This is a genomic window from Flavobacterium sandaracinum (assembly GCF_004349135.1).
Taxonomy (GTDB): Bacteria; Bacteroidota; Bacteroidia; order Flavobacteriales; family Flavobacteriaceae; genus Flavobacterium; species Flavobacterium sandaracinum.
In genome coordinates this window covers 261,872-288,102 of sequence record NZ_SMFN01000001.1, presented here as the reverse complement: position 1 = coordinate 288,102, position 26,231 = coordinate 261,872, and the positions used below count along the sequence as shown (strand labels likewise).

Here is a 26,231-nt window from a genome sequence, read left to right as displayed (position 1 = left end):
TGAAACTAATCTTCTTCTTCGGTGATTATTTCATTTCCAAATTCGTCAATGTCTCTTCTATCTTTCTTAGTTGGTCTTCCGGTTCCATTTTTTCGGTAATGTTCTTTGGATAATTTCAAGAGTTCCAAATGTTGATACGCTTCAGCCGGGGTGTCATTTCTTCTATAAATATCGACCAGTTTAGCGCTTACTCGATTTTCAGGAATGTCTAAAACCGTAATGATTTGGGTGATTTGGTCTTTTCTAAACGTGATTTTATCGGTAGGAAAAACTTCCTTAGAGGGTTTGGCAACAAGGCCATTTACCGTGACATGATTCTTTTTACAGGCTTCGGTAACCATGTTTCTGGTTTTATAATACCTGACACACCATAAATATTTATCTATTCTCATAAAATTTCTAAAATCGGAGTTAAATAGTTTACAAAAATCAATCAATATTGTATCTTGCGCACTTAAAAAATTAGCTATAATGAACAAATTTAAGTATTATTTTATTCTATTAATTACAACCGTCTCTTTATTTTCATGTTCAAAGGATGATACTGCGGAAATTACCCCGCCAAGAGAATTTGCAGTGCAATATGCTACTGATTTAAATGATATTGAAGAATATTTAAAAGATTATTATATCGAAGACGTTTCGCCGGATGTTGATACTAAAATAACAAAAATTCCTACAGGGGGATCTCAACCTTCCATTTGGTCTTATCTAGACAATACTACTTTCCCTAAGCTTTTAAGTAGAGAAGTAATGCTTCATGATATCACTTATAAATTATACTATCTAGTGTTGCGAGAAGGAGTAGGGCAGTCTCCTTCAAATACTGATAGAGTATTGACTGCTTACAACGGAGAATATTTATCACGAACTAAAGTTGCTGATGTAGAAACCCTAGCGCCTACTTTTTTTGAAGAGTCTACAAATCCTCAACAATTTTTTAATCTAACTTCAACGATAGTTGGATGGGGAGAATGTTTCCCACAATTTAAAACGGGAACGTATTCATCAAATGCTGACGGAACAATTTCATATGAGAATTTTGGTGCAGGAGTTCTTTTTATTCCATCAGGATTGGCCTATTTTAATTCAGGAAGTGCTAATATCCCTTCTTATGCGCCTCTAGTTTTTAGTATAAAATTATACGAAATTAATAGAGTTGATTCTGATAATGATGGTATTCCGAATTATCTCGAAGATGTTAACGGTGATGGATATATGCGCGTTTTACCCACAGGAGTTCCGAATCCAGATGATACAGATGGCGATGGAATCCCTAATTATTTAGATACAGATGATGATGGAGATGGTATAAGTACCAGAAAAGAAATTACAGACGCCAATGGTGTTTTGATTCCCTTCGCTTCTATTCCAGCTTGTGATGGAAATACGACGGATCCAGCAAGGATAAAAAGACATTTAGTGAAGTGTAATTAGAAAAATTACAAGCATAAAAAAACCAGTTCGTTGAGAACTGGTTTTTTTTTGAATTATAGGAGTAAGATTATTTTCTTTTCATGACTCTTTCAACCGCTTCAACAATCGCTTGATTGTTCAATTTGTATTTATCCATTAATTGTTCTGGTGTTCCAGATTCTCCAAAACTGTCATTTACGGCTACGAACTCTTGTGGTAAGGGACTGTTTAAAGCTAGAACTCTAGAAATACTTTCTCCTAGACCTCCCAAAATGTTATGCTCTTCAGCAGTAACAATACATTTTGTTTTTTCCAATGATTTCAAAATCGCTTCTTCATCCAGTGGTTTGATTGTGTGAATGTTGATCACTTCTGCAGATATTCCTTGTGCTTCTAATGCTTCAGCTGCAATAAGCGCTTCCCAAACTAAATGTCCAGTAGCGACAATCGTCACATCAGAACCTTCAGTTAAAACAATTGCTTTTCCTATCACGAAAGGCTCGTCAGCTGGCATAAAGTTAGGCACAACCGGACGACCAAAACGCAAATAAACAGGACCATGGTGATCTGCAATTGCTAGTGTAGCCGCTTTAGTCTGGTTGTAATCGCAGGTATTGATTACAGTCATTCCCGGTAACATTTTCATCAAACCTATATCTTCCAAGATTTGGTGTGTTGCACCGTCTTCTCCTAAAGTTAATCCAGCGTGTGAAGCACAAATTTTTACATTTTTCTCTGAATAGGCTACCGATTGGCGAATTTGATCGTATACTCTTCCTGTAGAAAAGTTAGCGAAAGTTCCAGTAAAAGGAATTTTTCCTCCTACGGTTAAACCTGCTGCGATTCCAATCATGTTGGCTTCCGCAATTCCAATTTGGAAAAAACGCTCTGGATGGTTTTTCTTAAAATCGTCAAATTTTAAAGAACCTATCAAATCCGCACAAAGTGCTACCACATTTTCATTTTTTTGACCTAATTCCGTCATTCCCGCTCCAAAACCTGAGCGCGTATCTTTACTTCCTGTGTTTGTATATTTTTTCATTATTCTTTTTAAAATTGAAAGATTAAAAAATTGAAAGATTAAAAAATTCTGAAATGTTTCGCCATTTGGCCATCGCATGGATCAGAAATTGTTACTCAATAATCTTAATACTTAATAATCTGAATTACCTCCAGTATTATAGTTTTGACCTAAAGCAACGTCAAGTTGCGTATCATTAGGTGCTTTACCGTGCCATGCATGACTGTACATCATAAAATCTACACCATTACCCATTTCAGTATGCAACAATACACAAACTGGTTTTCCTTTTCCAGTTCTTGATTTAGCATCATTCATACCAGCAATGATAGCTTCGATATCATTTCCTTTTTCAATTTCTAAAACATCCCAATCAAAAGCTTCAAATTTAGCACGAATACTTCCCATGGCTAAAACTTCGTCAGTAGAACCATCAATTTGTTTTCCGTTTAAATCGATTGTAGCAATAAGATTGTCTACTTTTTTTGCTGAAGCATACATGATGGCTTCCCAGTTTTGACCTTCTTGCAATTCACCATCGCCGTGAAGTGTATAGATGATATGGTTGTCCCCATTCAATTTTTTAGCTTGAGCAGCGCCAATTCCTACTGATAATCCTTGTCCAAGAGAACCAGATGCAATGCGTACTCCAGGCAAACCATCATGGGTAGTTGGGTGACCTTGCAATCTAGAATTGATCAAACGGAAAGTCGCTAATTCCGATACAGGAAAATAACCGCTTCTTGCTAAAACGCTGTAAAATACAGGAGAAATATGTCCGTTTGAAAGGAAGAAAAGATCTTCTCCAATACCGTCCATTTCAAAACCTTCTTTGCGGTCCATTATATTTTGATATAATACGACAAGAAATTCAGTACAACCTAAAGAGCCACCTGGGTGACCTGAGTTGACTGCGTGTACCATTCGAAGAATATCTCTTCTAACTTGGATTGTTAAATCGTTTAATTGTTGTGTGTTCGGTTTCATTTGTGTGTTAAAATTAGACTACGCAAATATAATCAGATAATTTGATTAATAGAAGGTTCCATTTTTAGATTTATCAATAGTTATTAAGGATTCTGTTTTTCACAGCAACACTATTTCTCACTTGTAGCACTATTTAGTATCTTGCAGCCATGTTTCAACAATTATTCAAAAGTATTCAGGAAAAAGTGGTATTAACTCCAGAAGAAATGGAGTTATGTAAAACCTTTTTTATCCCTAAAAAGTTGCGTAAAAAACAAATGCTTTTGCAAGAAGGGGACATTTGTATCTACAATGCTTTTGTTGAAAAAGGAATTCTTCGCTCATTTTCTATGGATGAAAAAGGAAACGAACATATTGTACAATTTGCAATTGAAGGCTGGTGGATTACAGATTTGTCCAGTTTTCTAACCAACAGCAACTCTATTTACACCATTGAAGCACTTGAAGATTCTGAATTGCTTTTGCTGACTACCGAAGCCAGAGAAGCTTTGATGGATAAAATCCCTATGTTTGAAAGATACCAACGCTTGCTGTTGCAAAATGCCTACATCGCCAATCAAGCCAGAATAAATTCGGCCTTAACCGAAACTGCCGAAGAAAAATATACCAATTTAGGTAATGCTTATCCTGGAATTGTCAAACGAGTTCCCCAACACATGATTGCTTCTTATCTTGGACTAACACCAGAAACACTGAGTCGGGTTCGCAAACAAATTACCAATAGGATTTAATTTTACTTGACATAGATCAATAGAATTTCTTGTTTTACATCAATGGAAATTTTAGTTATACAGCACTAAATTTGCCAAGTAAATAAAAGTCGATGTCAAACAGAAGAACATTTGCAGTCCTTGGAGTTTCAGAAACCAACAGTATTTTTCTAGTGAAGCAAATTGCCAAAACCAATCCCGTTTTGCTTTTTGATCATGATACTATTATATTGAATAGCGTTTATTCCCAGATACTTTTAGAACATCCAAACGCAAATGCAGAGATGATGATTTGTCCAACCAATGCAAGTTGGGAAGCTGATACCATTATACTTTCAAATATTGCTGCGACTAATGGCAATCTTATTGAAAAAATCAGAAGCGTGGCTACAGGTAAGATTGTACTTTTTTTGGAAAACAAAAAAAATACGAAAACTAGCGGAAATGCTGCTGAAAAATTACAGCATTTGTTTCCTTTTTCTAAAGTTGTTCAGAGTTTCGAATCAGGGGATAGTTCTAACGATTCCTTTTTTTTGAACGGAAACGATAAGGAAGCCGTAAGGACTATTTTGGCACTATTTACAAGTATTGGTTTGAAAGCCAATATTTTATAAAATACTAATTTTTAACAAAAAATCAAATGAGTAAATCAATTTTATTTCAACCCTATACATTAGGAAACAGTACTTTAAAAAACCGAATGGTGATGGCACCAATGACACGAAGTCGCTCCAATAATGAAGGAAATGTCCCTACAGCACTTACGGCAGAATATTATGGTCAAAGAGCAACAGCAGGTTTAATTGTTTCTGAAGGAACTTTTGTGAGTACAAAAGCAGTTGGTTTTATCAATGTACCCGGAGTTTACAGTGCAGCACAAACCGAAGGTTGGAAACTCGTTACCAAAGCAGTACACGAAAAAGGAGGAACTATATTTGCACAATTGTGGCACACAGGACGATTATCGCATCCGGATTTGCATAATGGTGAATTGCCACACGCGCCTTCGGCTTTAAATCCTTTTGCGAAAGCATACACCAATGATGGTTTTGTAGATACAGTTGTACCAAAAGAAATGACGATGGAAGACATCAAACAAACGGTTTTAGATTTCAAAAACGGAGCAAAAAATGCAATCACAGCCGGTTTTGATGGTGTCGAATTGCATGCTGCCAATGGATATTTGTTGCAACAATTTTTTAATGGCTATTCCAATCATCGTTCGGATGAATATGGTGGCTCCATAGAAAATAAATCCCGAATCCTATTTGATATTCTAGATGCTTTAGAAGGAGTTATTGATTATGCTAAAGTTGGTGTTCGATTGAATCCTTCGTTGCACAATGCTCAAGGAATGATGCTGGATGAACAGACAATTCCAACCTATGAGTACATTATCAATAAACTAAATGAGTATGGTTTGGCTTACATCCATTTAACAGAACCTTTTACTGATGTATCTGAAGTGCCTTTTGCTGTTACTGAAGTGGCTAAACATTTTAGACCGTTTTACAAAGGAACATTAATTATCAATAAAGGTTTCAATAAGGAAACAGGTAATAAAGTGTTGGAAGATGGAGATGCTGATCTTGTTGCTTATGGAGTTCCGTTTATTGCAAATCCAGATTTAGTGGCACGTTACGAAGCGGATGCACCATTAAACACACCAGACCAAACTACGTTTTACACTGATACTGAGAAAGGATATATTGATTATCCCGCTATGGCTGAGTAACACCTGTCTTTTTTTATTTTTTTAAAAGATTTATTTAGAGGAAAATTACAATTCATTAGAGAGCCCGCAACATGCGGGCTCTTTTTTTATAAAGGAACATAAAATTTTAGGTTCTTGTAAAATTGAATTACTACGTGTTGGTTATTGCAGTAGCCTTATGGGCTTGTCTGTTGATCTGGGACATCGCAATTTCACTAAGTGCAGCATCTGTTTTTTTCTCCTCATCAAGACTCATCGCCAGCAAATTTGCCGCTTTATTTTCTCCTAATGTTTTTGCATACGCATGCAACGTTCCATAAGTGGCAATTTCATAATGTTTTACCTTTTGATCTGCGGCAATGATTCCGGCATCACGCACTACGCCAAGGTCTGTTTGTTTGATAAGACTATTGGTTTCTTTCAATATACCGCCCATTGCTTCACATTTTTTAGCTGTGGCTGTAACACCTGTAACTTCAAATATTTTCTCTAAACGCGTTACATGTTCCTGCGTTTGATTGAGCTGGTTTTTCAAAGACGTAATTAATTCTGGTGATGAAGCATTTTTCATCATTTTGGGTAAGGTTTTAGTTAAAACTTTTTCCGCCCAGTAAATATCTTTTAGCCCAACTTCAAATAAATCTCGTAATCCATGTGCTGCATTGATTTCTCCTTGTGCGGCACCTTTAATACTTTCATTTTTACTAATTGCGGTTCTCATAACAGTAGCTTTTAAGATTAATTTTACAGGAGAAAAAAGTTGTTTTGTAGCATCTCATGTAAACTGATTACTTAACTTTTAAGTGCCATAAAATTAAACATATTAAAATACAACTAACTGTTAATTAACTATTTATAAATAAGAATTGTATTATTTACAGTTTTGAAACCTCTTGATTTAGCGTTCTATTTTATTTTTTAGACTGCTCCATCCGCCACCATTATAAACTTTAGTATAGCCATTGGATTTCAAAATGCTTTTTGCCGAAGCACTTCGCATTCCAGAGGCACAACAGGTAATAATAGGTTGGTTTTTATCTTTCAGTTTAAAAAGAGTATTGCGCAATGTATCCACGGGAATATTCAGGGAATCCTTAATGTGCCCGGCTGCATATTCTGCTTTGCTGCGCACATCTACGATAATAGCTCCGTTGCTAATCAATTCTGGATAATTCACTTTGGCGCCAAGCCCAAATAGTTTTTTGAGTCTATTTATCATTTTACTCTATTTGGGATTGAAGATAATTCACATCCAGCCACGAACCGTCATTGTAAGATTCAATTCCATGTGCGGTCAGAAAAACTTGTGCTTGTCCACTTCTATTTCCAGAGGCACAACAGACCACTAATGGTGCTTTTAATTCCTGTATTTCCTGCATTCTATGCGGTATTTCATTCAACGGAATGTTGATGGAACCCGCAACATGACCGCCCATAAATTCATCATAAGACCGCACATCGACAATGGTTCCCAGTTTCTCTTTAATTATTTTTGCTACTTCCATTTGATTGTTTTTTTTAAAATTATTCCGCTTTTTATCTAGAATCAAGTACTACAAAATTACGATTACCGAGTTAACTTAAGGCAATTATTTTTTAAAACTAAATAGCAAAAGTAGGGCAGCGAATCGTTTTAGTATTTTTGGAACTCACCAAAACAATCAAACAGAACTAATTGCCTCGATACGTTGCATAACCATAGCCAGAAAGTGTAATGGGAACATGATAATGATTGGTATCTTTAATTTGGAAAACAACTTCTACAAAAGGATAAAAACTCTCTATTTTTTTGCTCTTAAAGTAGTCCGCTACCAAGAATCTAAGTTTGTAAATTCCATTTTTAGATTCTTTATAATTTAAAAAATCAGTGATGCGACCGTTTTTATCTGTAATTTTCTCCTCAACGAAAGACCATATTTTAGTACTTTCATCGTATTTCTCTAATATTACCGGGACGCCAATTGCAGCTGTTCCACTAGATACGTCTAAAATATGGCTGGACAATTGATACCTGTTGTTTTGAGCATATGATGCAGTTGCGAAAGCGGAAAATAATAAGGTAAAAAGTAACTTTTTCATTGTTGTTTGTATTTAAAATTAATGAGTTGTGATTTGTGATGATGCAATAGCTCCTGATTTAGCTATTAAATCATCGTTTTCAGGACTTCCTCCGCCAGCAATGCCAATGCTTCCTATAACTTTGCCGTTGTACCAAAGCGGATGACCACCACCTAAAAGTAACAATTCCGGCAGCGTAGCTAAATTTTGTGTATCTGGATTGGATCTGGCATTTCTGGATAAGAGCAGCGTAGGCGTTTTTGTGGACAATGCGGTGTAGGCTTTTCGTCTTGCTGCTTCTGTATTGTGCGGACCCACTTCATCACCACGGGTAAGTATGATAAGTTGTCCCGATGCATCTAGTACTGCAATGGTGACATTTTTGCCTAATACTGTGGCGGCTGACCGTGCTTGTTCAGTTATTCGAAATGCAGTTTGGAGTGACAATTGGGCGGATTGTAAGGTGTAATTCTCCTCCGTTTTTAAATGGGTACTAACAGTATTTGTTTTGCTACTGATTTGTGCCAATGAAAATAGCGGAAAAAGTAATATCAGTGCAAAAGAGTTGATTTTCATGATTCATTTTTTTACAAAATTAAAAATGAGTCGCGTGAAAAAGCTTGTCCTATGTCAACGTTTTTTAGAGTTTGGATTTTATTCTGCTTAAGGTCGAAGGGGAAATTCCTAAATACGACGCGGCCATTTTATTAGAAACACGCAATAAAAAATGAGGCTGATTTTCAATAATCCATTTTACTTTTTCTAAGGCATCAAATCCCTGAAAACCGTAAATACGTTTTTGTGCTGTTATAAAACCCAACTCTAGAATTTCTCTATAAATCATCGCAAATTGAGGAATTGTTGCAACCAAATGATAAAAGTCAGCTCTCGAAATGACCAGCAACTCTGATTTTTCTATCGTCTGTAGGTATTCATAAGTGGGCTGCTGATCTATAAAACTGGGTAATGCCGTTCCAAAACCACCTTCAAAAGCAAAAAATCGAGAGGTTTCAATTCCTTCTTTATTGATTGTAAAAAGCCTGATGCAACCTTTGTTCACAAAATAATACTGTTGGCATATTTCGTCATACCGAACTAAAATTTCATTTCGTTTTGTTTTCAAAGGTTTAAAAAAGGAACAAATCAACTCCACTTCCTCATCCTTAATTTGCGTTCTGCTATTGATATACTTTTTCAGAATTGTGTACATCTTATTGTGGTTTAGTTTTATTTTGAACGTAAAGGTACAAACAATAAATACCTATTGAATTAATTTGATACAAACGCAAAACAGACTAATACAGAAATCTTAAATTGACAAAGGAGGTAAATCAGGTTACTCAATGGCAGTACTTATAAAAAATCCAATAATAGCGAATGTTTGTATCAAAAATATGGTTTTTTTAGTCTTATATATAGCGCAAACCAATAGTGTTAATTAAAAACCAAATTCAGAGTTAGCTGCGATTATTTCAAAAAAATAGCCTACTTTTAAATTAATAAGTAATTAAAATATCACGGCATGCTCTTTGATAATTTAATACTATAAATAGTAATAAAAATAAATACAATTATAATGTCAGACAAAAGTAAAAAACAATTCGGAGTTTGGATGGATTCCCATCACGCAACTATCGTAGGTAGAGAAAATGTAGATTCTGGAGATTTCGTAGTTTTAGGACACGAGAAAGAAGAAGGTCAAGGTGGTAATTCAAATGAAAATGCTGCAAATAATGCTGAAAGAGATTCGCTTCACAAATTATTTAAAAGCATCACTGCTCACATGCAAAATGTGGATGAATTGCACATAACAGGACCTGGTGTAGCTCAAGAACAATTTATTAAATATTTGAGTGAGACGCCACAATACAAAAATGTAGAGGCTAAAGAAAGTACTTCTAATAAAATGAGCGATGAAAGCTTAATTGAATATGTGGCTTCACAATTCAACTAATCTTTTTGAGATAAATGTTGATAGGCTGTCCGCAAGGGCAGCCTATTTTGTTTGGTACAATATAATTTTGATATTTAAATAAAAGATATATAGGGCTTCCTTGCTCTATTTTTATTTTGTCCTCCAGGAATGCCAGGCTCCAGTTGACCATAATGCTACTAGAATGAGTAGTGGTTGAAGTGGAAGTCTGAGCCATCTAGCAAGTTCTGTATTGAGTCCGAAAGCGTTCCTATGTTCGACCAGTTGCGCAATATTTCCCGGAAAGATCAGGACAAAAAAAGCAGCTACAACCCATCCAACTTGTATGCGATACTTAAATAATAGAATTAGGGATAAACCCAAAGCAATTTCGACTACACCAGACAGCAGAACTACTAAATCAGCGTTTATAGGAATCCACGGTGGTACTTGTGCTAAAAATTCCGTTCGACTCCATGTAAGATGACTAATTCCAGCAGTGGTAAGAAATAGTCCTAATATATTTCGACTTATGTTTTGAGCTAAACTCATTTTTTCGAGATTTTGGATATTTGCAGTGTTCATTTGTGTTTAATTTTTCGTAAAAATAAAGGTAGAAATAATGGAGTGATTAGTTTATTTAGGAAAATTTTACCCGCATTAATAAACTGAAGTTCATGGTAAATATAGGTGTATAAAAGTATCGACAATTAATTTTTCTCAAAAAACTCCCTTTTAAAGCTAAATTAACTTTCTTGATTTTTTTAAATCTTATATTCGTAAAAAAAAATAAATATGCGTTTCTCTTTCTTTATCATCGTACTATTGAATGCACTTCTTTTGGTTAACTGCGGTTCTAAAAAAAATACTGATATTTCGTACCTTAATACTACCGATACAAACACTGTAAATCCACCACAACTTAATGTTTTTGTTCCCCGAAAATCAACTGCAACTCCGGCACCGGTTTTAATTTTTGTACACGGAGGAAATTGGAACAGTGGCCGAAAAGGAACCTATGATTTGTTAGGTCGTAATTTTGCAAGCAAAGGCGTTATTACAGTGATTCCAGATTACACATTGAGTCCTGATGCCACTTATGATGACATGACACGACAAATTGTATCCGCAATACAGTGGACTAAAAAGAACATCAGCCAGTACAACGGTGATCCCAATCAAATTTTCATAACAGGACATTCAGCTGGAGGACATCTTGGGGCTTTGGCGGTTATGAATCCAAAATATGGACTTGATCCTAAAAGCATATCTGGTATTATACTCAACGATGCAGCTGGATTGGACATGAAAAATTATTTAGAAGGAAATCCGCCTACTACAAAAGATGATTATTTAACTACTTGGACCTCAAATCCAGCCCAATGGAAAGATGCTTCTCCTATTTATTTTTTAAATAAAAACACGCCGCCTTTTTTAATTTATGTAGGAGACAAAACCTATAATTCCATTAAAGTCGCTAACAGTCGTTTTGTAACTGCATTGCAACCTTTTCAACCCGAGGTGACACCAATTCGCTTGAATAAAAAGCACGTCCCAATGGTTCTACAATATTTCTCACCTTGGAGCAATCGCTTTGATGAGATTATTGACTTTATGAAAAGTAACCTTAAATAATTTTTATAATTAGTGCTTGTTTCGGTAGGGTAAATTAGTTTAGAGTTGTCTTATTAGTGTAGTTACCTATAAAAGACTATTTTATTAACACTAATTTAAAAACTATGAAAACAGTTAAAAGCATTTTAACCCTACTGATTTTTTGTTTCTTACCCAATGTAAATGCTCAGGAATCAGGATTTAATCAAGATACCAAGGTCCAAACAAAACACGAATTATCGTATTATCAACAAAGAGGTATAGAGGACGCTCAACACGAGCAGCAGTTTAAAGTCAAAAGTAAAGCCGAAGAGCGTGAGTTTTGGAAGGAACAAAAACAATATGAAAAGGAATTAAGGAAAAAGAATAGAAGAGCTTATCATGCCTATCTTCAAGGCAAAAAAGACGGTTATGCAGCGCATCACTATCACTGCGGCAGTCATTGCAATCACAGTAACTACTGGTATCAAAATGCGGGCTATTATTACCATGGGTATCGTCAACCAGCATATGATAATAGAGTACCCAGAACCACGGTAAACTCGCAAATAGGAGTGGGCATACCAAAAGTACGATTGCGTGTGTTTTAGCATGTCCTTTGAGGGACAAATAGAAATAAATGCTAACAAAGACCGCTCTAAAATAAATTTAAAGCGGTCTTTGTTGTTAATGCAAACCAAAGGAATAAGGAATTAATAAGTCACTTTGCATTTTTCTTAATTAGTAGTCAAAACTATTTTGTTTAAATGCCGTTTTTGACCAGCTTGGACCGCCTCCCGAAGTGTCGGGATGGTATCTTGGCTGCAGCCAAAGTTCTAGTTCCTATGAAAGCTAATTTTGTAGGGAAGATTTTATGGATATATGTGAAGGAAATCACGATAAAAACCACTCTCATTGTACTGCAAAAAAAAAAGAGGCGTTTTAGCCTCTTGTAATCACTCTACCCATTTTAGGATAACTCCATAGTGTTGACGGCATGTAATCGGTTCTCCCGTAAAAACGGGACAGGCAGTTCAACCGCGGGTTCATTGTTGGCTTTTCAAGCCCAACGAGCTGTTACCTGCCGTTTTTAATTACTTCGTTATTCAAAAATCCTTGTTTTAAATTCAGTCTTCAACTGTTCAAAATTTAGTTTTGGTTCTTTACAAATGTATATTGTTTGCCACAAATCTTTTTCGTCGTCGGCGTACGGATTATATATTCGCTTTACTGGCACAACCGAATTAAAGAAAGACTGAAAAAAGTCAATTCCAGCCTCTCCGTGCGAAAACGCTATGATCGTTTTCGGTAATTCACCTTTTTCTGGTGACCAAAGGTAGAAGCTACCGTGGTATGAAAATGCTTTTGGTATTTTGTAATTTCCCCTAAAAAGGTTTACTCCGCCTGCTTGACTATAATGTTTGCCCCAAATCAAACAATCCTTTCTTTCGTTAATTGTTAGGCTATCGTAAACATTTTGAAGTCCTTCCATAGTTTTTTCCCATTTTGATTTCGAGTAATATTCTGTATATTCTATTTCGTAACGATTGCCTTTCTTTTCTATTTCCGCGAATTTTATAAATGTATCCAATGGCAGAACTGCCAACCCAAATGGTATCAACACAATTCCCGACAAAATAAGAAGACCCGTTGCGGGAAATAAAACCCATTGGCGTTTTGATAGGATTTTTTGTTCAAACCAGATGCTCCCGAAGATTAGCAAGGTAATCATTGCAGGATAAAAATAATATGCTTTACTTTTGTTAATAGCCAATAGTGCTATGGAAATGACGATTGTAAGTACAATTGGTCTATAAATAAAATTATTTTTTGTTCTAAACATATAAATTAATCCACCCGCCCAAAAAAATAATGTTAATGGATTTAAGGATATAACTATACTTTCAAGAACTCCTACTATTGTCAGTTTGTCCAATTGGGTTTCATAGAGACGTGAGAACATATCAAATACTGGAAATCCTTGGTTGTATTGCCATAAAACGTTTGGTGCTATAAGTACAAGCAACAAGAGAATGTATTTCCAAATATCTTTTTGCAAAATTGAGGTTCGTGTCCGCTTGCTAAACAGCAAACCAGTAAGCCCTATAATAAAGAAAAATATATCATATTTTGTAAGGAAACCAAAACCAACACCGATTGTTAGATAAAGTAAATATTTCTTGTCAAGGGTTGTAACATATCGGACCAATTGATAAAATGAAAAAAGCCAAAATAAGTGTGTAAAGACTACGGGCTGAAATAATTGATGTCCGCGTCCGAAAGCTGGTGCAGTCAAAATGCAAAGCAGTACAATAAAAACTGCTTTTGCTTTACCACCCAGTTTAACAGTTGTAAGTGCGATTAATATTAAAATTAATAATGAAGCAATGTGCGAAAAGATGTGGTGAACAAATACGGATTGGGAATGAAATTGATTTTGAATAAAAGCCAGCCAACCAATTACGGGCGGAAATTCCATATATCCCAAACTTGGGTAGTTCCCTGTTTCAATGTGCAATAATTCGTCTCCTTGAAATCCTGAATTAGAGTCCGCAATCAGGTGAAGTGTCAATTTTAAGACACAAAAAAAGGCTATTATTAATATTATTTTTCTATTTTGCATCTTGGTTTGTCAGTTGGTCAAATGGTAGGTAGCGTGTCGCCGCTACAAGAGGTTTGGGATTAAATTAAGCCTTATTTTCGGATTTGCCTAAACTTCCCAAATACAAGACCATTTTCAAATTAAGCCAATTGCCCAAATATCTTCTAGCAAGTGTTACTGGAGGCTTGTTTTTGTCGAAAGTAAGATTTTAACCGCAAACTTTTCACGCTTCTGTTGGCAAAATCCAATTTTCACGCTTCTGCTGTCAAATTCTAACTTTCAAGTTTCTGCTTTGCCATTCCAACTTTTACGCTTCTGCTTTTTGATTCCAATTTCACGTTTCCACTTTTCAAATTTCCATTTTCAAAATCAAACTTTTAAGCCTCAATATTCTATACTTTACAAACTATTTTTCAAATTGTTTCCGTCAGCATCATTTCGGCACAATTAGCATATAACGTTTTGCTGCTTTGAGATGGCTGGAAATTCGTAACCGCTAATTTTTCGGCTTAACGAAAACTTGATGTGAAACTGTAATTCCAGCTATATCAAAATGGCTGTTAGCTGTAGTGCTTTATTACCAATCGTTGTTATTATTTGTATTTTGTAGAATATATTTTTTTAAACTCTCAATTGAAGTTTTTAGATCTTTTTCAGTTGATTTAATAATTGATTTCTTAAATCCTAAATTTTTACTTTCAAAAGCCATACTTCCGGAACCTGAACTATAATAGCTGAAATCAGAATAAGTATATCGCATTCTTCCATCTTTAAAATCTAAAACTAAAGTATGTGAAATAGATCCTTGTTTCATAAATAGTGTTGAATTAAAATTACCTTTTACTATTATTTTTAAACTTTCTTTATCAGCTAATTGTATAACATCTTGTGCTGATTTATAATTCAACGCAATCCATTCTTTAGTTTTTGTGTAAATAACATCAGCTTTCAAGCTTTCAAGCTCAATTATTTGGTGAGCTTCGTATTTTTGAGAAATACTGTCTTTTACAATGTTTTGCCCAAATGTGTTTATTGAGAAAACAGCAAATAGACATAAAGTAAATAATTTTTTCATAATGATTTTTTAGATTTTATTTTTTCTGCGTTGTGATTACAACTTGCTTATTTTTAGCTGTAGTAATTTTTATTTTTTTAGTGAGTTGAAAAATTTAATAGTATTTTCAATCTTTATTTCAACATCATCGTTTATTTCCTTGTTATGCTTACTAAATGCTTTTCTAATATCTTCTGGATTTTTTAAAAGTTCATATATAGTCCAATCCATAGCTAACTCTTCTTTTTCTGAACCATCTTTTTGTGGAACATTATATTTAGTGATTATAGGGTTTTTTTTATTATTAATCAAGTGATTTATTAAATCTTCATTCTCTTTTGGTACTATTTCAAAACATTCTTTATCGACAATTCCACCTGCCCATTGTTGTTTAGATTCTAAATTATAAGCTTTAGTTAAACCCTTTCCAACGATGGTAGTTCCTCTTTTGTTTTCTACAGAGACGGGACCAAAAGATAATGCTCCTCGAATTGGGATTCCATCGGCAAGACAACTTCCAATTAACATTCTACAATAAGAAATTATATATAAAAGTCCTCTTTGAGTTAAAGTGTCTTGAATAAAAATTATACTGTCAGAGATAACATAGATTTGAATTTTTAAAGTTTCTAACTCTTCAGGTGGAGTTATCATACTCAAAAACAAATTAGTAGCTTCTTCTGCATTTTCTAAACTGTCATATAATCCAAACTGATAAGCTTCCATTAATTCTTCGTGAGAATTTTTTTCCACCATATTTTTGAAACCTAAAATATCAAAAAAAGCAACAAAAGAATTTTTCATATTGGTATTTTTTATGTGCAATTTTGGTGCATTACAACTAAATAGTATATTCGCGAAACAAACCTTCGTATATACACCCAAATTTGGGTAGATAAGCGAAAGTTTGTTTCGTTTTATTGTTTTTCAAATATATTCAAAAATTCTTACAAATCGTCAAAAGGACTTTTTATTTGTTGAATACTTTTCGTACTTAAGTAGGTGTAAATTTCTGTGGTTTAGCTACTACTATGTCCTAATAATTCCTGAATATAAAACAAATCAGTGCCGCTTTCTAATAAATGGGGAGCAAAACTATGCCGAAGCCAATACAAAGTAGCCTGTTTTGTAATTCCCGCTTTTTTGCGGGGCACGCCCAAAATAAACAGAAAATAGGAATTGGCTTTTGGATCAAATCACTTGTATTATTTTCGTTTAAAATGAACTGAATTAGGGTTATTTTGATGCTGATTTTTTAAGGTCCGCAAGACTAAACATTTATTTGATGTAAATTTCAAATTAACCTATCTTTGCCAGCCGAACAATCGGATGAAATACGTTGCTAGGAAATGCGATATGATAAATAGTTCTGGTAAAACAGTATTTATTTGCGAATGGCAACGTACCAAAAAAACAATAAAAATACTAGATGAAGTTTGATTTATTAAAAAAAGACCCACTGTCTAAAGCCAGAGCGGGAAGTATTACTACAGATCACGGAGTGATTGAAACTCCAATTTTTATGCCTGTTGGTACCGTAGCATCGGTAAAAGGAGTGCATCAACGGGAATTGAAACAAGACATCAACCCAGATATTATCTTGGGAAATACCTATCACTTATACTTGCGTCCACAAACGGAAATCCTGGAAAAAGCAGGTGGTTTGCATAAATTCATGAACTGGGACCGTAATATTTTGACGGATTCTGGCGGATACCAAGTGTATTCGCTTTCGGCCAATAGAAAAATCAAGGAAGAAGGAGTGAAGTTCAAATCGCACATTGATGGTTCGTACCACTTTTTTACGCCTGAGAATGTGATGGAAATTCAACGTACCATTGGTGCCGATATTATCATGGCTTTTGATGAGTGTACGCCGTATCCTTGTGACTACAATTACGCCAAACGTTCGATGAAAATGACGCACCGTTGGTTAGACCGTTGCATCAATCATTTAGACACGCAGCCTGTAAAATACGGTTACGACCAAGCTTTTTTTCCAATTGTTCAGGGAAGCTGTTACAAAGATTTACGTCAGCAATCTGCGGAATATATTGCGAATTCGAACCAAGTAGGAAATGCCATTGGTGGACTTTCAGTTGGGGAACCGGCGGAGGAAATGTATGCCATGACCGAAGTGGTTTGTGAAATTTTACCGGAAGACAAACCGCGTTACTTGATGGGCGTGGGAACTCCAATCAATATTTTAGAAAATATCGCCCTTGGAATCGACATGTTTGATTGTGTGATGCCTACGCGTAACGCCAGAAACGGAATGTTGTTTACCGCAAATGGGACGATAAATATCAAAAATAAAAAGTGGGAAGCTGATTTCTCTCCAATTGATGAAATGGGAATCACCTTTGTAGATACAGAATACACGAAAGCGTATTTGCGCCACCTTTTTGCTGCCAATGAATACCTGGGAAAACAAATTGCTACGATACACAATCTTGGTTTTTATATGTGGTTGGTTCGTGAAGCCAGAAAACATATCTTAGCGGGCGATTTCAGACCTTGGAAAGAAATGATGGTGAAAAATATGAGCCAAAGATTATAGCTAGGAAGTGAATAGTAAAAAGTAATTAGTGAATAGTTGAAAAATGATTAGTTAGTCAGGAGGTATTGTTACCCTTAACTTACTACTTGTTATCTTATTAATTACTGGTTGCTATAATACTAATCACTAAGTACTAATCACTAATCACTAAAAAAAAATGCTAACAATAATAGACAAATACATCCTAAAAAGATATTTAGCCACATTTGCGGTGATGCTATTGTTGTTTATACCCATCGGAATCGTTGTAGACGTATCTGAGAAGATCAATAAAATGCTGGAAAATAAAGTTCCATTTTTAGAGATTGCACTTTATTATTACAACTTTACGGTTTATTTCGCGAACTCCCTTTTTCCTATATTTTTGTTTTTATCGGTGATTTGGTTTACATCAAAACTGGCGAATGATACGGAGATTATTGCCATTTTAAGTTCTGGGATTTCATTTACGCGCTTTTTGCGACCGTATATTATAGGTGCTTCAATAGTTTCTGTCTTTGTTTTGTTAATGGGTTTTTTCGTTGTTCCAGCGGCTAGTGAAGGTTTCAACAACTTCAGATATACTTATTTAAAAGGCGGTGGAAAAGAAGCGATGCGTGGTGATAATACGGATGTGTACCGCCAAATCAATGACAATGAGTTTATTTATGTAAACAGTTTTAATACCGAATCAAAAACAGCTTTTAATTTTTCATTAGAGAAATTTAAGAACGAAAAACTTGTGCATAAAATAACGGCCAGCAGAATCAAATGGAATCCAAAGGACAGCACTTACACGATGTATGATTACACTAAAAGAACGGTAGGGGAACTCAATGATAAAATTGAAAAGCTGCCCCAAAAAGATGCTGTTTTTACTTTTGATTTGGAAGATTTAACTCCTGTAGTTTATATTGCGGAAACGTTGAGCTTAGGAAAATTGAATGCTTTTATCGAAAAAGAAAGAGAAAGAGGATCCTCTAATATCAACGTGTATTTAGTGGTTTTGTACAAAAAATACAGCGTTCCCGTATCGGCATTTATTCTTACCATTATTGCTGTCGCCGTTTCTTCAATGAAGCGTAGAGGCGGAATGGGAACGAATCTAGCCATAGGAATTGCACTGGCTTTTGCCTTTGTGTTTTTTGATAAAATATTTGGTGTCTTAGCCGAAAAATCCAGTATCCCGCCAATGTTAGCCGTTTGGTTGCCCAATATTGCCTTTGGAATTTTAGCCATTTATTTACTACGTAATGCAAAACGATAATTTAAAAAGTTATTTAAACCTTCATTTAATTGTATTTATCTGGGGTTTTACCGCCATTTTAGGCGCTTTAATAACCATTACAGCAGATGCCTTGGTTTGGTATCGCATGTTTTTTGCAGCTGTCTTTTTAGCGTTGTTTTTGGTTTTTAAGAAAAAATCGTTTCGAATTCCATTAAAATCGTTCTTGAAATTGATTTTTGTCGGTTTACTGATTGCGTTACATTGGATCTTTTTCTTTAAAGCGATTCACGTTTCTAATGTGTCCATTACATTATCTGTTTTTTCGTTGGGTGCTTTTTTTGCCTCTATTTTAGAGCCACTGTTTTATGGGCGAAAGGTTTTGTGGTACGAAGTCTTTTTTGGACTCATTATTATCGCCGGATTAGCATTGATTATGAAAGTCGAAATCAACTATTTGGACGGCATGCTGTATGCTTTAGCATCGATCATATTAGGCGTTTTGTTTACGTTGATGAACGGAAAACTGATTGCGGATCACGATCCATCGGTTATCTCGTTTTATGAATTTTTGGCTGGTGTAGGTTTTATTTCAATTTACTTTTTGTTCCAAGGGAAATTTTCATTGGACTTCTTTGTACTGACCGCTAATAATTGGATTTTAATACTAGTTTTAGCGTCGGTTTGTACTGCGTATGCTTTTACGGCGTCGGTGAAAGTGATGCAGAAATTAACGCCGTACACGGTAATGTTGACTACCAATTTAGAGCCGGTTTACGGAATTGTATTGGCGTATTTCATCCTTGGCGGAAAAGAGAAAATGAGTTTTGAGTTTTACATTGGTGCACTGATCATTGTTATCACGGTAATCCTGAATGGTGCCATTAAACACTATCAAAAGGGCAAAACAGAATAAGAACTTCTAGCTTTATTGAAGCAAATTTTTACACATAAATAGAATATTTACCTTTTCGAACGATTTAAAATTTTATATTTGCGGTTCGAAATAAAAACAAAAACGCAGAAATCCTATGGAATATTTAGATTTTGAGCTTCCGATAAAAGAACTTGAAGAACAGTTAGACAAATGTCTTGTTATTGGTCAGGAATCAGATGTTGATGTAACGAATACTTGCAAACAAATCAATAAGAAATTAGAAGAGACTAAAAGAAATATTTATAAAAACTTGACTGCTTGGCAACGGGTTCAACTTTCTAGACATCCAAGTCGTCCGTACACAATGGATCACGTTCGCGCTTTGTGCGGGGATACTTTTTTGGAACTTTTTGGAGACAGAGGTTTTAAAGATGATAAAGCCATGATTGGCGGTTTAGGAAAAATTGACGGTCAATCGTTTATGATTGTTGGTCAGCAAAAAGGTTTCAATACCAAGACGCGTCAGTTCCGTAATTTTGGAATGGCCAATCCAGAAGGGTATAGAAAAGCGTTGCGATTGATGAAAATGGCAGAGAAATTTGGCATTCCTGTATTAACTTTGATTGATACTCCGGGTGCTTACCCAGGATTAGAAGCCGAAGAACGCGGACAAGGTGAAGCTATTGCCAGAAACATATTTGAAATGATTCGCTTAAAAGTGCCTATTATCACCGTAATTGTTGGTGAAGGAGCTTCTGGTGGCGCATTAGGAATAGGGGTAGGGGATAAAGTATATATGATGGAGAATACCTGGTATTCTGTTATCTCACCTGAATCATGCTCGTCCATTTTATGGAAAAGCTGGGAATACAAAGAACAAGCTGCTGAGGCTTTGAAATTGACATCGGCTGACATGAAAAAGCAAAAGTTAGTAGATGATATTATTCCTGAACCTTTAGGTGGAGCACACTACGATAGAGAAACTGCCTTCAAAACGGTAGAGCAATATATTATGAAAGGATTCAATGAACTGAAAGACTTATCAACAGAACAATTAATTGCACAGAGAATGGATAAGTACAGTAAAATGGGCGAGTACAAGGAATAATTTTTTTATGAAAATAAATTTAATCCGTCTCGGTGACAAACGAGACGGATTTTTTTTGGTTATAAACAAAAAATAGTTAGTTATGAACAATTATTTGTAACAACTCAAAGACTATCTTTTTTTAATTTTCGCTACTTTCGCTATATGGAAAACTTCAGAAATATTAATCCTGTTAAGGTTGATAAAACTACAATAATAAGCCTTGAAAAAGGAAAATTGCAACCGCAGGTCCTCGATTTAGAAGAGGCCGTACTGGGTGCCATGATGATTGATAAAAAAGGAGTTGATGATGTAATTGATATTCTTCAGCCCGATGCTTTTTATAAAGAAGCACACAAGCATATATTTGAAGCTATTGTCCAGCTCTTTACTGAAACACAGCCTATTGACTTATTAACTGTTTCTGCGCAACTCAAGAAAAATGCCAAATTAGAATTGGCAGGGGGTGATTTTTATTTAATTCAGCTTACGCAAAAGATATCGTCTTCAGCACACATTGAATTTCATTCTAGAATCATTTTACAAAAATTTATTCAGCGTAGTTTGATTCGGATTTCAACTGAAATTATCGAAGATTCTTATGACGAAACAACGGATGTTTTTGATTTATTAGACAGAGCTGAATCTAAATTATACGAGGTTACACAAGGAAACATCAAACGAAGTTCAGAGACCGCCCAAAGTTTAGTTTTGCAAGCCAAAAAACGAATTGAGGAAATCGCCGGTCAAGAAGGATTGAGTGGTGTTGCCACCGGTTTTGACAAGTTAGACAAGATTACTTCGGGTTGGCAACCAAGTGATTTAATCATTATAGCGGCAAGACCTGCAATGGGGAAGACCGCATTCGTATTATCGATGGCCCGAAATATGGCAATTGATTTCGGAATGCCCGTAGCCTTGTTTTCTCTGGAAATGGCATCGGTTCAGTTAATCACCCGTTTGATTTCTTCAGAAACTGGTTTGTCTTCGGAGAAGCTGCGTACTGGAAAATTAGAAAAACACGAATGGGAACAGTTGAGTACTAAAGTTAAAAATTTAGAAAAAGCACCATTATTTATTGATGATACGCCTTCGTTATCTATTTTTGATTTACGAGCAAAAGCCAGACGTTTGGTTTCCCAACACGGAATCCGAATTATCATTGTCGATTATTTGCAATTGATGACGGCCGGAGGAAATGGAAAAGGTGGCGGAAATAGAGAGCAGGAGATTTCTACGATTTCCCGAAACTTAAAAGCATTGGCCAAGGAATTGAACGTTCCTGTAATTGCCCTTTCGCAATTGTCGCGTGCGGTAGAAACACGTGGATCCAGCAAAAGACCTTTATTATCTGATTTACGTGAATCGGGTGCGATTGAGCAAGATGCCGATATTGTATCTTTTTTATACCGTCCCGAATACTACAAAATTGACGAATGGGATGATGATGAAGCATCTCCAACTGCGGGTCAGGCGGAAATAATGATTGCAAAACACCGTAACGGTAGTATTGAAAACGTTCGATTGAAGTTTATTGGCCATTTAGGAAAGTTTGATAATCTGGAAGATTACAGTGGTGGGTATGATGATTTACCATCCAGTATGAATCAGGATGACAATCCTTTTATTACTAAAAATTTACCATCTGCTAATGATGCTTTTGGAAGTAATTTGAATGATCCGGATGATGACAGCGACGTCCCTTTTTAGAAATTGATCTCGTTTTTAAAATAAAGTATTAAAAGCCTAAATTAGCGATCTAATTTAGGCTTTTTAATTTTGTATTGTTAGGATGTATTTTGTTAAAACAATAAAAAAATAGTAGTTTAGCTAACGATTTTTAATTTCAAAAAATATTGTGAACCAAAACTAAAAACCTATGTCACAACAAACTAATTCAGAAGGGAAAATTCAAGGGAAATCGATTAATTCCATTCCATTAAAAACAGCACAAAAATGGGCCAAACGTTGGACTAAACGAGAAGGGAATTACAACAAACACCATCATGTGAATGCTTTTTTGATTCCAAAAGTTGATTTACTGGAAGTATTAGCAGAAGGAGTAGATGCCGTGAGAGCTTATATTGGAGTGGATGATGCAGGCGTTGAAAAATTAATGATTGTAGGAACAAAATTTAATCCGGAAACAGGAATTTATGTAGATATGATTACTGTTGGGGTTGGAAATTCAGCAGGAGCCGAAGATGATATTTATGATTTTACAGCTCCATGTCCAACCGCATGTGATCCTTCTAGTCCTATGTTTCAATAAATTTTAAATGATAAATCTGTTTATAAATATTGGGTATGTTTTTTTATTAATAAATTTAATATTATTTATTAAAGGCTTTTCAATAAGAGGGAAAGCTTTTCGTGTTTTTACGTCTTATTTATTATTTGTTTTCGTAATTCAAATTACATCGGGTGTTTTTTTTTATTTTGCAATAAATAATCTTTTCTTATCTCATTTTTATTTTGTTGGGCAATTCGTTTTTTTAAGTTTTTTTTATTTAAAAATTATAAAAAATAGTTTTCAAAAAAGAGTAATAGAAAGAGGATTGGTTTTTGGCTTATGCCTTTTAGGCATTCAATATGGTTATAATCCCAGTGTGTTTTTTAAATTCAATTTGTTTGAAATTTTTGTCACTTCATTTTTACTTATCATTTTTGCAACATTTCATTTGTACAATTTATTAGGTAAAAATAAGGAGTTTTATTATATCAACTTAGGGATTTTGATTTACTTGTCAGGAAGTACTGTTTTATTTTTAGTTGGAAATTTAATGACCTCCTTAAGTCCTAAGCTAAATAAAATCCCCTGGATCTTAAACGCAGTTTTATATATCGTATATCAAATTTTTATACTTGTAGAATGGAAAAAAAGTTTTTCTAAAAAAGAAATCAATACTGCTCTATGAAAGTAAATACGCTACAAGAAAGTGAAATAATTGAAATACTAATTTATAGTTGTGTCGTTTTTCTTTTAATGGGATTGGTTTTAGTCTTATTTTTCTATTTTTCGAGAAAGAAAATTATTGAAAAGGAATTAGAAAAAAAGGATTTAGAAATCCAGTATCAAAAAGAACTTTTAAGTGCCGTCATTATTACTCAGGAAGAGGAACGCAAGCGTATTGCACAAGATTTGCATGATGACATCAGCTCAAAACTGAATATCGTTTCACTGAACTCTCATTTATTGACCACGCCTAATTTATCTTCAAACGAGATTCATGAAATTACAGCAAACATTATCAATCTTACTGGGAAAGCTTTAGATAACTCAAGAAAAATTGCACACGGCTTATTGCCTCCCGTTTTAGAAAAATTTGGACTTCATGCAGGTGTCGAAGAATTGTGTTTGGAGTTTAGCAGTTCTAAAGCTGTACAAGTAAATTATGAAAATAAAACTACATTTGATATCAAAGAGATTGATAGACATTTGCACGTTTTTAGAATTTTGCAAGAGCTAATGAATAATTCGCTTCGACATGGAAAAGCCACAGGTATTGCTGTTCTTTTTGAAGAAAACAATGGTATCAAAAAATGTTCTTATTCAGATAATGGAATTGGTTTTGAAATGAAATCCGACGAAAATAAAAAAGGCTTAGGAATGAAAAATATAGAAAGTAGAATTGCTTTTTTAGATGGTAAAATGACCTTGGAGTCAGCAATAAACAAAGGAGTTTCGGTAGTTTTTAATTTTTAAAAAATGAGTAAAACTATAAAAATAATATTAGTGGATGATGAAATTCTCTTTAGAAAAGGAATTTCTTTTTTGTTGGGTCGTGAAACAAATATTGACATCATTTTTGAAGCGTCAAATGGGGATGAATTGATTTCTTTTCTCCAAAACAATAAAAATAATCATCCGCATATTATCATCATGGACTTAAAAATGCCAGGAATTAATGGTGTTGAGGCAACTAAGATCATTCATGTAGAATTTCCAAAACTAAAAATTATAGCATTGACCAGTTACGATTCAAAGTCTTTTGTTGCTAACATGATTGATGTAGGCGCGGTTTCGTATTTGATTAAAAATGCAACGCCCCAAGAATTGATTACAACTATAAATGAAGTTGCTGAAAAAGGTTTTTACTACACGGATTATGTCATGAAAATTATTCAGGATGATGTCTTGACTGCTAAAAAAACAAAGAGCACTCTAGACAATAATTTTTTGACCGCTCGTGAAGTTGAAGTGTTGAAACTAATTTGTTCCCAAAAAAGTACAGCTGAAATTGCTGAAAAGCTGTTTATAAGCCCCAGAACGGTAGAAGGTCATCGCAATAACTTATTACTAAAAACAGAATCTAGAAATATTGCTGGTTTGGTAGTTTATGCTGTGCAGAATGAAATTATGGATTTTGATTCCTAATATTGTATTTTTTTAAAATCAGATTTAGTAGCTAAAGGGAAAGCAATCACCTTGCTTTTATCTTTTTTTTTAGTGCTTTTGAATTGGAGCCTATACCCTTTTATGTCTTTTTTTAAACTTGTTTGCAATAATTGTTTAACAGACCGCATACCACCGAAATCCCGAAAATAAGAGAATAAAAATCTAGATGTTCGAATTAATTTTAATTTTGAATCAAATTTAGTCTCTGATTGAATAAAGTTGTTAGTAGTTTGTATGAGTTGGGTTTCAATTATAGTACTGTCATAATAATCAACAGTAGTTTTTTCTAGATAAATACTGCCTAAAGCAAAATGGATTCTGTAATCCAACTCTTGTACGGCACACGCTTTTATAAAATCAGAATAAAATGGATTTGTAAGATATCCAAATCCCATTTTATATTTTAACTTTCTTAAAATTCCATGTTCTATGTCGTTCAATGAAAGTATGGAACGAGCAATTTTTATCCTTTTAGCTTCATAAATAAAAGTGTTATCTAAAGTTTCTTTTGAAATGATGAGATAAAACGCATGATAGATATTGATCCAAAAGGTCTTTCTCAAATCATCACAATCCAGACTATTCTCCAGTTTTGATGGTAGTATATAGAAAAGTTGCCTTCTCAACGCGCTTGAATCCCCATCTGATTTTGCAGTGGCGAGAATTTCTTCTGATAGTGCGGTGTAATAATTTTTCAAAACAATTTATATTTTTAAGAATAATTAGAGATTTTTAAAAGCTAAGATGTTGGTAACAAAGCATGTAAAAGGTGATGATTAGAATTACTAATAAACACAACCCTATTTTTTTTAATAAATTCATAAGATTGAACGGATCATTACTTTCGTTTGGATTCATTATTACATTTTTCATTTTGGTTTATTAAAGGATATTTGCGAATTTATAATTTAGAAATAATTTGGCTATGCGTATTTTTACGTGTTTTTAGAAAATTGATGATAAAAGGTCATTTAAACGTTAAATTTTAATCATTTGAAGTCCTTACTTTCTATCTTTGAGATATAAAAAAATCAGTA

29 protein-coding genes and 1 pseudogene are annotated in these 26,231 nt (G+C 34.4%); 15 read left to right on the top strand and 15 right to left on the bottom strand.

The genetic code is table 11. The features are described 5' to 3' along the window. Nucleotides 1-5 precede the first annotated feature (5 nt). The gene (locus tag E0F91_RS01290; RefSeq protein WP_132064563.1) at nt 6-392 is read right to left on the bottom strand and encodes an RNA-binding S4 domain-containing protein; all 387 of its coding nucleotides are present in this window, start codon (nt 390-392) and stop codon (nt 6-8) included. Nucleotides 393-471: 79 nt separating this feature from the next. On the opposite strand from E0F91_RS01290, the gene bamM reads away from it, so the two are divergent. Continuing rightward, nucleotides 472-1,437, top strand: a complete 966-nt coding sequence (gene bamM, locus E0F91_RS01285; protein WP_132064562.1) for a BamM family beta-barrel-assembly machinery protein — start codon at nt 472-474, stop codon at nt 1,435-1,437. A gap of 67 nt (nt 1,438-1,504) precedes the next feature. Here the strand turns inward: bamM and E0F91_RS01280 are convergent, their stop codons facing one another. Together E0F91_RS01280 and E0F91_RS01275 are read right to left on the bottom strand one after the other, a co-directional pair. Then, nucleotides 1,505-2,458, bottom strand: coding sequence for a transketolase family protein (locus tag E0F91_RS01280; protein WP_132064561.1), 954 nt, complete (start codon nt 2,456-2,458; stop codon nt 1,505-1,507). Nucleotides 2,459-2,569: 111 nt separating this feature from the next. Beyond that, nucleotides 2,570-3,424 carry a transketolase gene (locus E0F91_RS01275; protein WP_132064560.1) on the bottom strand — a complete coding sequence of 285 codons (855 nt, stop codon included), beginning with the start codon at nt 3,422-3,424 and terminating at the stop codon, nt 2,570-2,572. 149 nt (nt 3,425-3,573) lie between these two features. Here E0F91_RS01275 and E0F91_RS01270 point away from each other — a divergent pair, with 149 nt between their 5' ends. The 3 genes from E0F91_RS01270 (at nt 3,574) to E0F91_RS01260 (ending at nt 5,869) form a co-directional block, all read left to right on the top strand. Beyond that, nucleotides 3,574-4,155: a Crp/Fnr family transcriptional regulator gene (locus E0F91_RS01270; RefSeq protein WP_132064559.1), complete on the top strand. Its 582-nt coding sequence runs from the start codon at nt 3,574-3,576 to the stop codon at nt 4,153-4,155. Between the two features lie 92 nt (nt 4,156-4,247). Then, nucleotides 4,248-4,748 (top strand): hypothetical protein, encoded by a 501-nt coding sequence (locus tag E0F91_RS01265; protein ID WP_132064558.1) that lies wholly within the window; start codon nt 4,248-4,250, stop codon nt 4,746-4,748. Between the two features lie 26 nt (nt 4,749-4,774). Then, nucleotides 4,775-5,869 (top strand): alkene reductase, encoded by a 1,095-nt coding sequence (locus E0F91_RS01260; protein WP_132064557.1) that lies wholly within the window; start codon nt 4,775-4,777, stop codon nt 5,867-5,869. Nucleotides 5,870-5,999: 130 nt separating this feature from the next. Here the strand turns inward: E0F91_RS01260 and E0F91_RS01255 are convergent, their stop codons facing one another. The 6 genes from E0F91_RS01255 to E0F91_RS01230 all read right to left on the bottom strand — a co-directional run bounded on the left by E0F91_RS01255 (nt 6,000) and on the right by E0F91_RS01230 (nt 9,116). Continuing rightward, nucleotides 6,000-6,569: a YciE/YciF ferroxidase family protein gene (locus E0F91_RS01255; RefSeq protein ID WP_132064556.1), complete on the bottom strand. Its 570-nt coding sequence runs from the start codon at nt 6,567-6,569 to the stop codon at nt 6,000-6,002. A gap of 177 nt (nt 6,570-6,746) precedes the next feature. Next, nucleotides 6,747-7,067, bottom strand: a complete 321-nt coding sequence (locus tag E0F91_RS01250; RefSeq protein WP_132064555.1) for a rhodanese-like domain-containing protein — start codon at nt 7,065-7,067, stop codon at nt 6,747-6,749. Between the two features lies 1 nt (nt 7,068). Then, a complete protein-coding gene (locus tag E0F91_RS01245) occupies nt 7,069-7,353 on the bottom strand; it encodes a rhodanese-like domain-containing protein (protein ID WP_132064554.1) in 285 nt (94 codons plus the stop codon). 166 nt (nt 7,354-7,519) lie between these two features. Further along, on the bottom strand, nt 7,520-7,927 hold the full coding sequence (uraH, locus tag E0F91_RS01240) for a hydroxyisourate hydrolase (protein WP_132064553.1): 408 nt from the start codon (nt 7,925-7,927) through the stop codon (nt 7,520-7,522). 18 nt (nt 7,928-7,945) lie between these two features. After that, nucleotides 7,946-8,482: a heme-binding protein gene (locus tag E0F91_RS01235; RefSeq protein WP_132064552.1), complete on the bottom strand. Its 537-nt coding sequence runs from the start codon at nt 8,480-8,482 to the stop codon at nt 7,946-7,948. Nucleotides 8,483-8,546: 64 nt separating this feature from the next. Further along, nucleotides 8,547-9,116: a Crp/Fnr family transcriptional regulator gene (locus E0F91_RS01230; protein WP_132064551.1), complete on the bottom strand. Its 570-nt coding sequence runs from the start codon at nt 9,114-9,116 to the stop codon at nt 8,547-8,549. A 366-nt stretch (nt 9,117-9,482) separates the two neighbouring features. Here E0F91_RS01230 and E0F91_RS01225 point away from each other — a divergent pair, with 366 nt between their 5' ends. Beyond that, on the top strand, nt 9,483-9,860 hold the full coding sequence (locus E0F91_RS01225) for a hypothetical protein (RefSeq protein ID WP_132064550.1): 378 nt from the start codon (nt 9,483-9,485) through the stop codon (nt 9,858-9,860). A gap of 111 nt (nt 9,861-9,971) precedes the next feature. Here the strand turns inward: E0F91_RS01225 and E0F91_RS01220 are convergent, their stop codons facing one another. Beyond that, nucleotides 9,972-10,403, bottom strand: coding sequence for a DoxX family protein (locus E0F91_RS01220; RefSeq protein ID WP_207919021.1), 432 nt, complete (start codon nt 10,401-10,403; stop codon nt 9,972-9,974). 210 nt (nt 10,404-10,613) lie between these two features. Here E0F91_RS01220 and E0F91_RS01215 point away from each other — a divergent pair, with 210 nt between their 5' ends. After that, the gene (locus tag E0F91_RS01215) at nt 10,614-11,453 is read left to right on the top strand and encodes an alpha/beta hydrolase (RefSeq protein WP_132064549.1); all 840 of its coding nucleotides are present in this window, start codon (nt 10,614-10,616) and stop codon (nt 11,451-11,453) included. A 104-nt stretch (nt 11,454-11,557) separates the two neighbouring features. Further along, the gene (locus E0F91_RS01210; protein WP_243698814.1) at nt 11,558-12,022 is read left to right on the top strand and encodes a hypothetical protein; all 465 of its coding nucleotides are present in this window, start codon (nt 11,558-11,560) and stop codon (nt 12,020-12,022) included. Nucleotides 12,023-12,513: 491 nt separating this feature from the next. On the opposite strand, the gene E0F91_RS01205 is transcribed toward E0F91_RS01210, so the two are convergent. The 4 genes and pseudogenes from E0F91_RS01205 to E0F91_RS18055 all read right to left on the bottom strand — a co-directional run. Next, complete coding sequence (locus E0F91_RS01205) at nt 12,514-13,983, bottom strand: ArnT family glycosyltransferase (RefSeq protein ID WP_165930071.1); 1,470 nt, start codon at nt 13,981-13,983, stop codon at nt 12,514-12,516. 607 nt (nt 13,984-14,590) lie between these two features. Next, a complete protein-coding gene (locus tag E0F91_RS01200; protein ID WP_132064546.1) occupies nt 14,591-15,088 on the bottom strand; it encodes a DUF4468 domain-containing protein in 498 nt (165 codons plus the stop codon). Between the two features lie 69 nt (nt 15,089-15,157). Next, the gene (locus tag E0F91_RS01195) at nt 15,158-15,871 is read right to left on the bottom strand and encodes a hypothetical protein (protein ID WP_132064545.1); all 714 of its coding nucleotides are present in this window, start codon (nt 15,869-15,871) and stop codon (nt 15,158-15,160) included. Between the two features lie 143 nt (nt 15,872-16,014). Beyond that, nucleotides 16,015-16,212: pseudogene (locus tag E0F91_RS18055) on the bottom strand (tyrosine-type recombinase/integrase); the annotation flags it as partial. Between the two features lie 284 nt (nt 16,213-16,496). Here E0F91_RS18055 and tgt point away from each other — a divergent pair. The 8 genes from tgt (at nt 16,497) to E0F91_RS01145 (ending at nt 25,173) form a co-directional block, all read left to right on the top strand. Continuing rightward, on the top strand, nt 16,497-17,627 hold the full coding sequence (tgt, locus tag E0F91_RS01185; protein ID WP_132064544.1) for a tRNA guanosine(34) transglycosylase Tgt: 1,131 nt from the start codon (nt 16,497-16,499) through the stop codon (nt 17,625-17,627). A 157-nt stretch (nt 17,628-17,784) separates the two neighbouring features. Continuing rightward, the gene (locus E0F91_RS01180) at nt 17,785-18,873 is read left to right on the top strand and encodes an LptF/LptG family permease (RefSeq protein ID WP_132064543.1); all 1,089 of its coding nucleotides are present in this window, start codon (nt 17,785-17,787) and stop codon (nt 18,871-18,873) included. Continuing rightward, on the top strand, nt 18,860-19,747 hold the full coding sequence (locus tag E0F91_RS01175; protein WP_132064542.1) for a DMT family transporter: 888 nt from the start codon (nt 18,860-18,862) through the stop codon (nt 19,745-19,747). Before E0F91_RS01180 ends, E0F91_RS01175 begins: the two co-directional genes overlap by 14 nt. A 115-nt stretch (nt 19,748-19,862) precedes the next feature. Further along, complete coding sequence (locus E0F91_RS01170) at nt 19,863-20,816, top strand: acetyl-CoA carboxylase carboxyltransferase subunit alpha (protein WP_091171356.1); 954 nt, start codon at nt 19,863-19,865, stop codon at nt 20,814-20,816. A gap of 144 nt (nt 20,817-20,960) precedes the next feature. After that, a complete protein-coding gene (dnaB, locus tag E0F91_RS01165) occupies nt 20,961-22,505 on the top strand; it encodes a replicative DNA helicase (RefSeq protein ID WP_073350996.1) in 1,545 nt (514 codons plus the stop codon). A gap of 169 nt (nt 22,506-22,674) precedes the next feature. After that, on the top strand, nt 22,675-23,067 hold the full coding sequence (locus E0F91_RS01160; RefSeq protein WP_132064541.1) for a hypothetical protein: 393 nt from the start codon (nt 22,675-22,677) through the stop codon (nt 23,065-23,067). 642 nt (nt 23,068-23,709) lie between these two features. Further along, complete coding sequence (locus E0F91_RS01150) at nt 23,710-24,501, top strand: sensor histidine kinase (RefSeq protein ID WP_132064539.1); 792 nt, start codon at nt 23,710-23,712, stop codon at nt 24,499-24,501. Nucleotides 24,502-24,504: 3 nt separating this feature from the next. Continuing rightward, nucleotides 24,505-25,173, top strand: a complete 669-nt coding sequence (locus E0F91_RS01145; RefSeq protein ID WP_132064538.1) for a response regulator transcription factor — start codon at nt 24,505-24,507, stop codon at nt 25,171-25,173. On the opposite strand, the gene E0F91_RS01140 is transcribed toward E0F91_RS01145, so the two are convergent. Next, nucleotides 25,170-25,892 carry a DUF547 domain-containing protein gene (locus E0F91_RS01140; protein ID WP_165930070.1) on the bottom strand — a complete coding sequence of 241 codons (723 nt, stop codon included), beginning with the start codon at nt 25,890-25,892 and terminating at the stop codon, nt 25,170-25,172. The two genes, E0F91_RS01145 and E0F91_RS01140, sit on opposite strands and share 4 nt — an antisense overlap. Between the last annotated feature and the right edge of the window lie 339 nt (nt 25,893-26,231).

Coding starts and splice junctions, on each gene's coding strand:
- E0F91_RS01290 (WP_132064563.1), bottom strand. CDS start 392: ATGAGAATAGATAAATATTTATGGTGTGTCAGGTATTATAAAACCAGA.
- E0F91_RS01260 (WP_132064557.1), top strand. CDS start 4,775: ATGAGTAAATCAATTTTATTTCAACCCTATACATTAGGAAACAGTACT.
- E0F91_RS01250 (WP_132064555.1), bottom strand. CDS start 7,067: ATGATAAATAGACTCAAAAAACTATTTGGGCTTGGCGCCAAAGTGAAT.
- dnaB (WP_073350996.1), top strand. CDS start 20,961: ATGGAAAACTTCAGAAATATTAATCCTGTTAAGGTTGATAAAACTACA.
- E0F91_RS01195 (WP_132064545.1), bottom strand. CDS start 15,871: ATGAAAAATTCTTTTGTTGCTTTTTTTGATATTTTAGGTTTCAAAAAT.
- E0F91_RS01200 (WP_132064546.1), bottom strand. CDS start 15,088: ATGAAAAAATTATTTACTTTATGTCTATTTGCTGTTTTCTCAATAAAC.
- E0F91_RS01210 (WP_243698814.1), top strand. CDS start 11,558: ATGAAAACAGTTAAAAGCATTTTAACCCTACTGATTTTTTGTTTCTTA.
- E0F91_RS01255 (WP_132064556.1), bottom strand. CDS start 6,569: ATGAGAACCGCAATTAGTAAAAATGAAAGTATTAAAGGTGCCGCACAA.
- E0F91_RS01160 (WP_132064541.1), top strand. CDS start 22,675: ATGTCACAACAAACTAATTCAGAAGGGAAAATTCAAGGGAAATCGATT.
- tgt (WP_132064544.1), top strand. CDS start 16,497: ATGAAGTTTGATTTATTAAAAAAAGACCCACTGTCTAAAGCCAGAGCG.
- E0F91_RS01280 (WP_132064561.1), bottom strand. CDS start 2,458: ATGAAAAAATATACAAACACAGGAAGTAAAGATACGCGCTCAGGTTTT.
- E0F91_RS01170 (WP_091171356.1), top strand. CDS start 19,863: ATGGAATATTTAGATTTTGAGCTTCCGATAAAAGAACTTGAAGAACAG.
- E0F91_RS01175 (WP_132064542.1), top strand. CDS start 18,860: ATGCAAAACGATAATTTAAAAAGTTATTTAAACCTTCATTTAATTGTA.
- uraH (WP_132064553.1), bottom strand. CDS start 7,927: ATGAAAAAGTTACTTTTTACCTTATTATTTTCCGCTTTCGCAACTGCA.
- E0F91_RS01235 (WP_132064552.1), bottom strand. CDS start 8,482: ATGAAAATCAACTCTTTTGCACTGATATTACTTTTTCCGCTATTTTCA.
- E0F91_RS01230 (WP_132064551.1), bottom strand. CDS start 9,116: ATGTACACAATTCTGAAAAAGTATATCAATAGCAGAACGCAAATTAAG.
- E0F91_RS01265 (WP_132064558.1), top strand. CDS start 4,248: ATGTCAAACAGAAGAACATTTGCAGTCCTTGGAGTTTCAGAAACCAAC.
- E0F91_RS01275 (WP_132064560.1), bottom strand. CDS start 3,424: ATGAAACCGAACACACAACAATTAAACGATTTAACAATCCAAGTTAGA.
- E0F91_RS01225 (WP_132064550.1), top strand. CDS start 9,483: ATGTCAGACAAAAGTAAAAAACAATTCGGAGTTTGGATGGATTCCCAT.
- E0F91_RS01215 (WP_132064549.1), top strand. CDS start 10,614: ATGCGTTTCTCTTTCTTTATCATCGTACTATTGAATGCACTTCTTTTG.
- E0F91_RS01180 (WP_132064543.1), top strand. CDS start 17,785: ATGCTAACAATAATAGACAAATACATCCTAAAAAGATATTTAGCCACA.
- E0F91_RS01150 (WP_132064539.1), top strand. CDS start 23,710: ATGAAAGTAAATACGCTACAAGAAAGTGAAATAATTGAAATACTAATT.
- E0F91_RS01245 (WP_132064554.1), bottom strand. CDS start 7,353: ATGGAAGTAGCAAAAATAATTAAAGAGAAACTGGGAACCATTGTCGAT.
- bamM (WP_132064562.1), top strand. CDS start 472: ATGAACAAATTTAAGTATTATTTTATTCTATTAATTACAACCGTCTCT.
- E0F91_RS01220 (WP_207919021.1), bottom strand. CDS start 10,403: ATGAACACTGCAAATATCCAAAATCTCGAAAAAATGAGTTTAGCTCAA.
- E0F91_RS01270 (WP_132064559.1), top strand. CDS start 3,574: ATGTTTCAACAATTATTCAAAAGTATTCAGGAAAAAGTGGTATTAACT.
- E0F91_RS01145 (WP_132064538.1), top strand. CDS start 24,505: ATGAGTAAAACTATAAAAATAATATTAGTGGATGATGAAATTCTCTTT.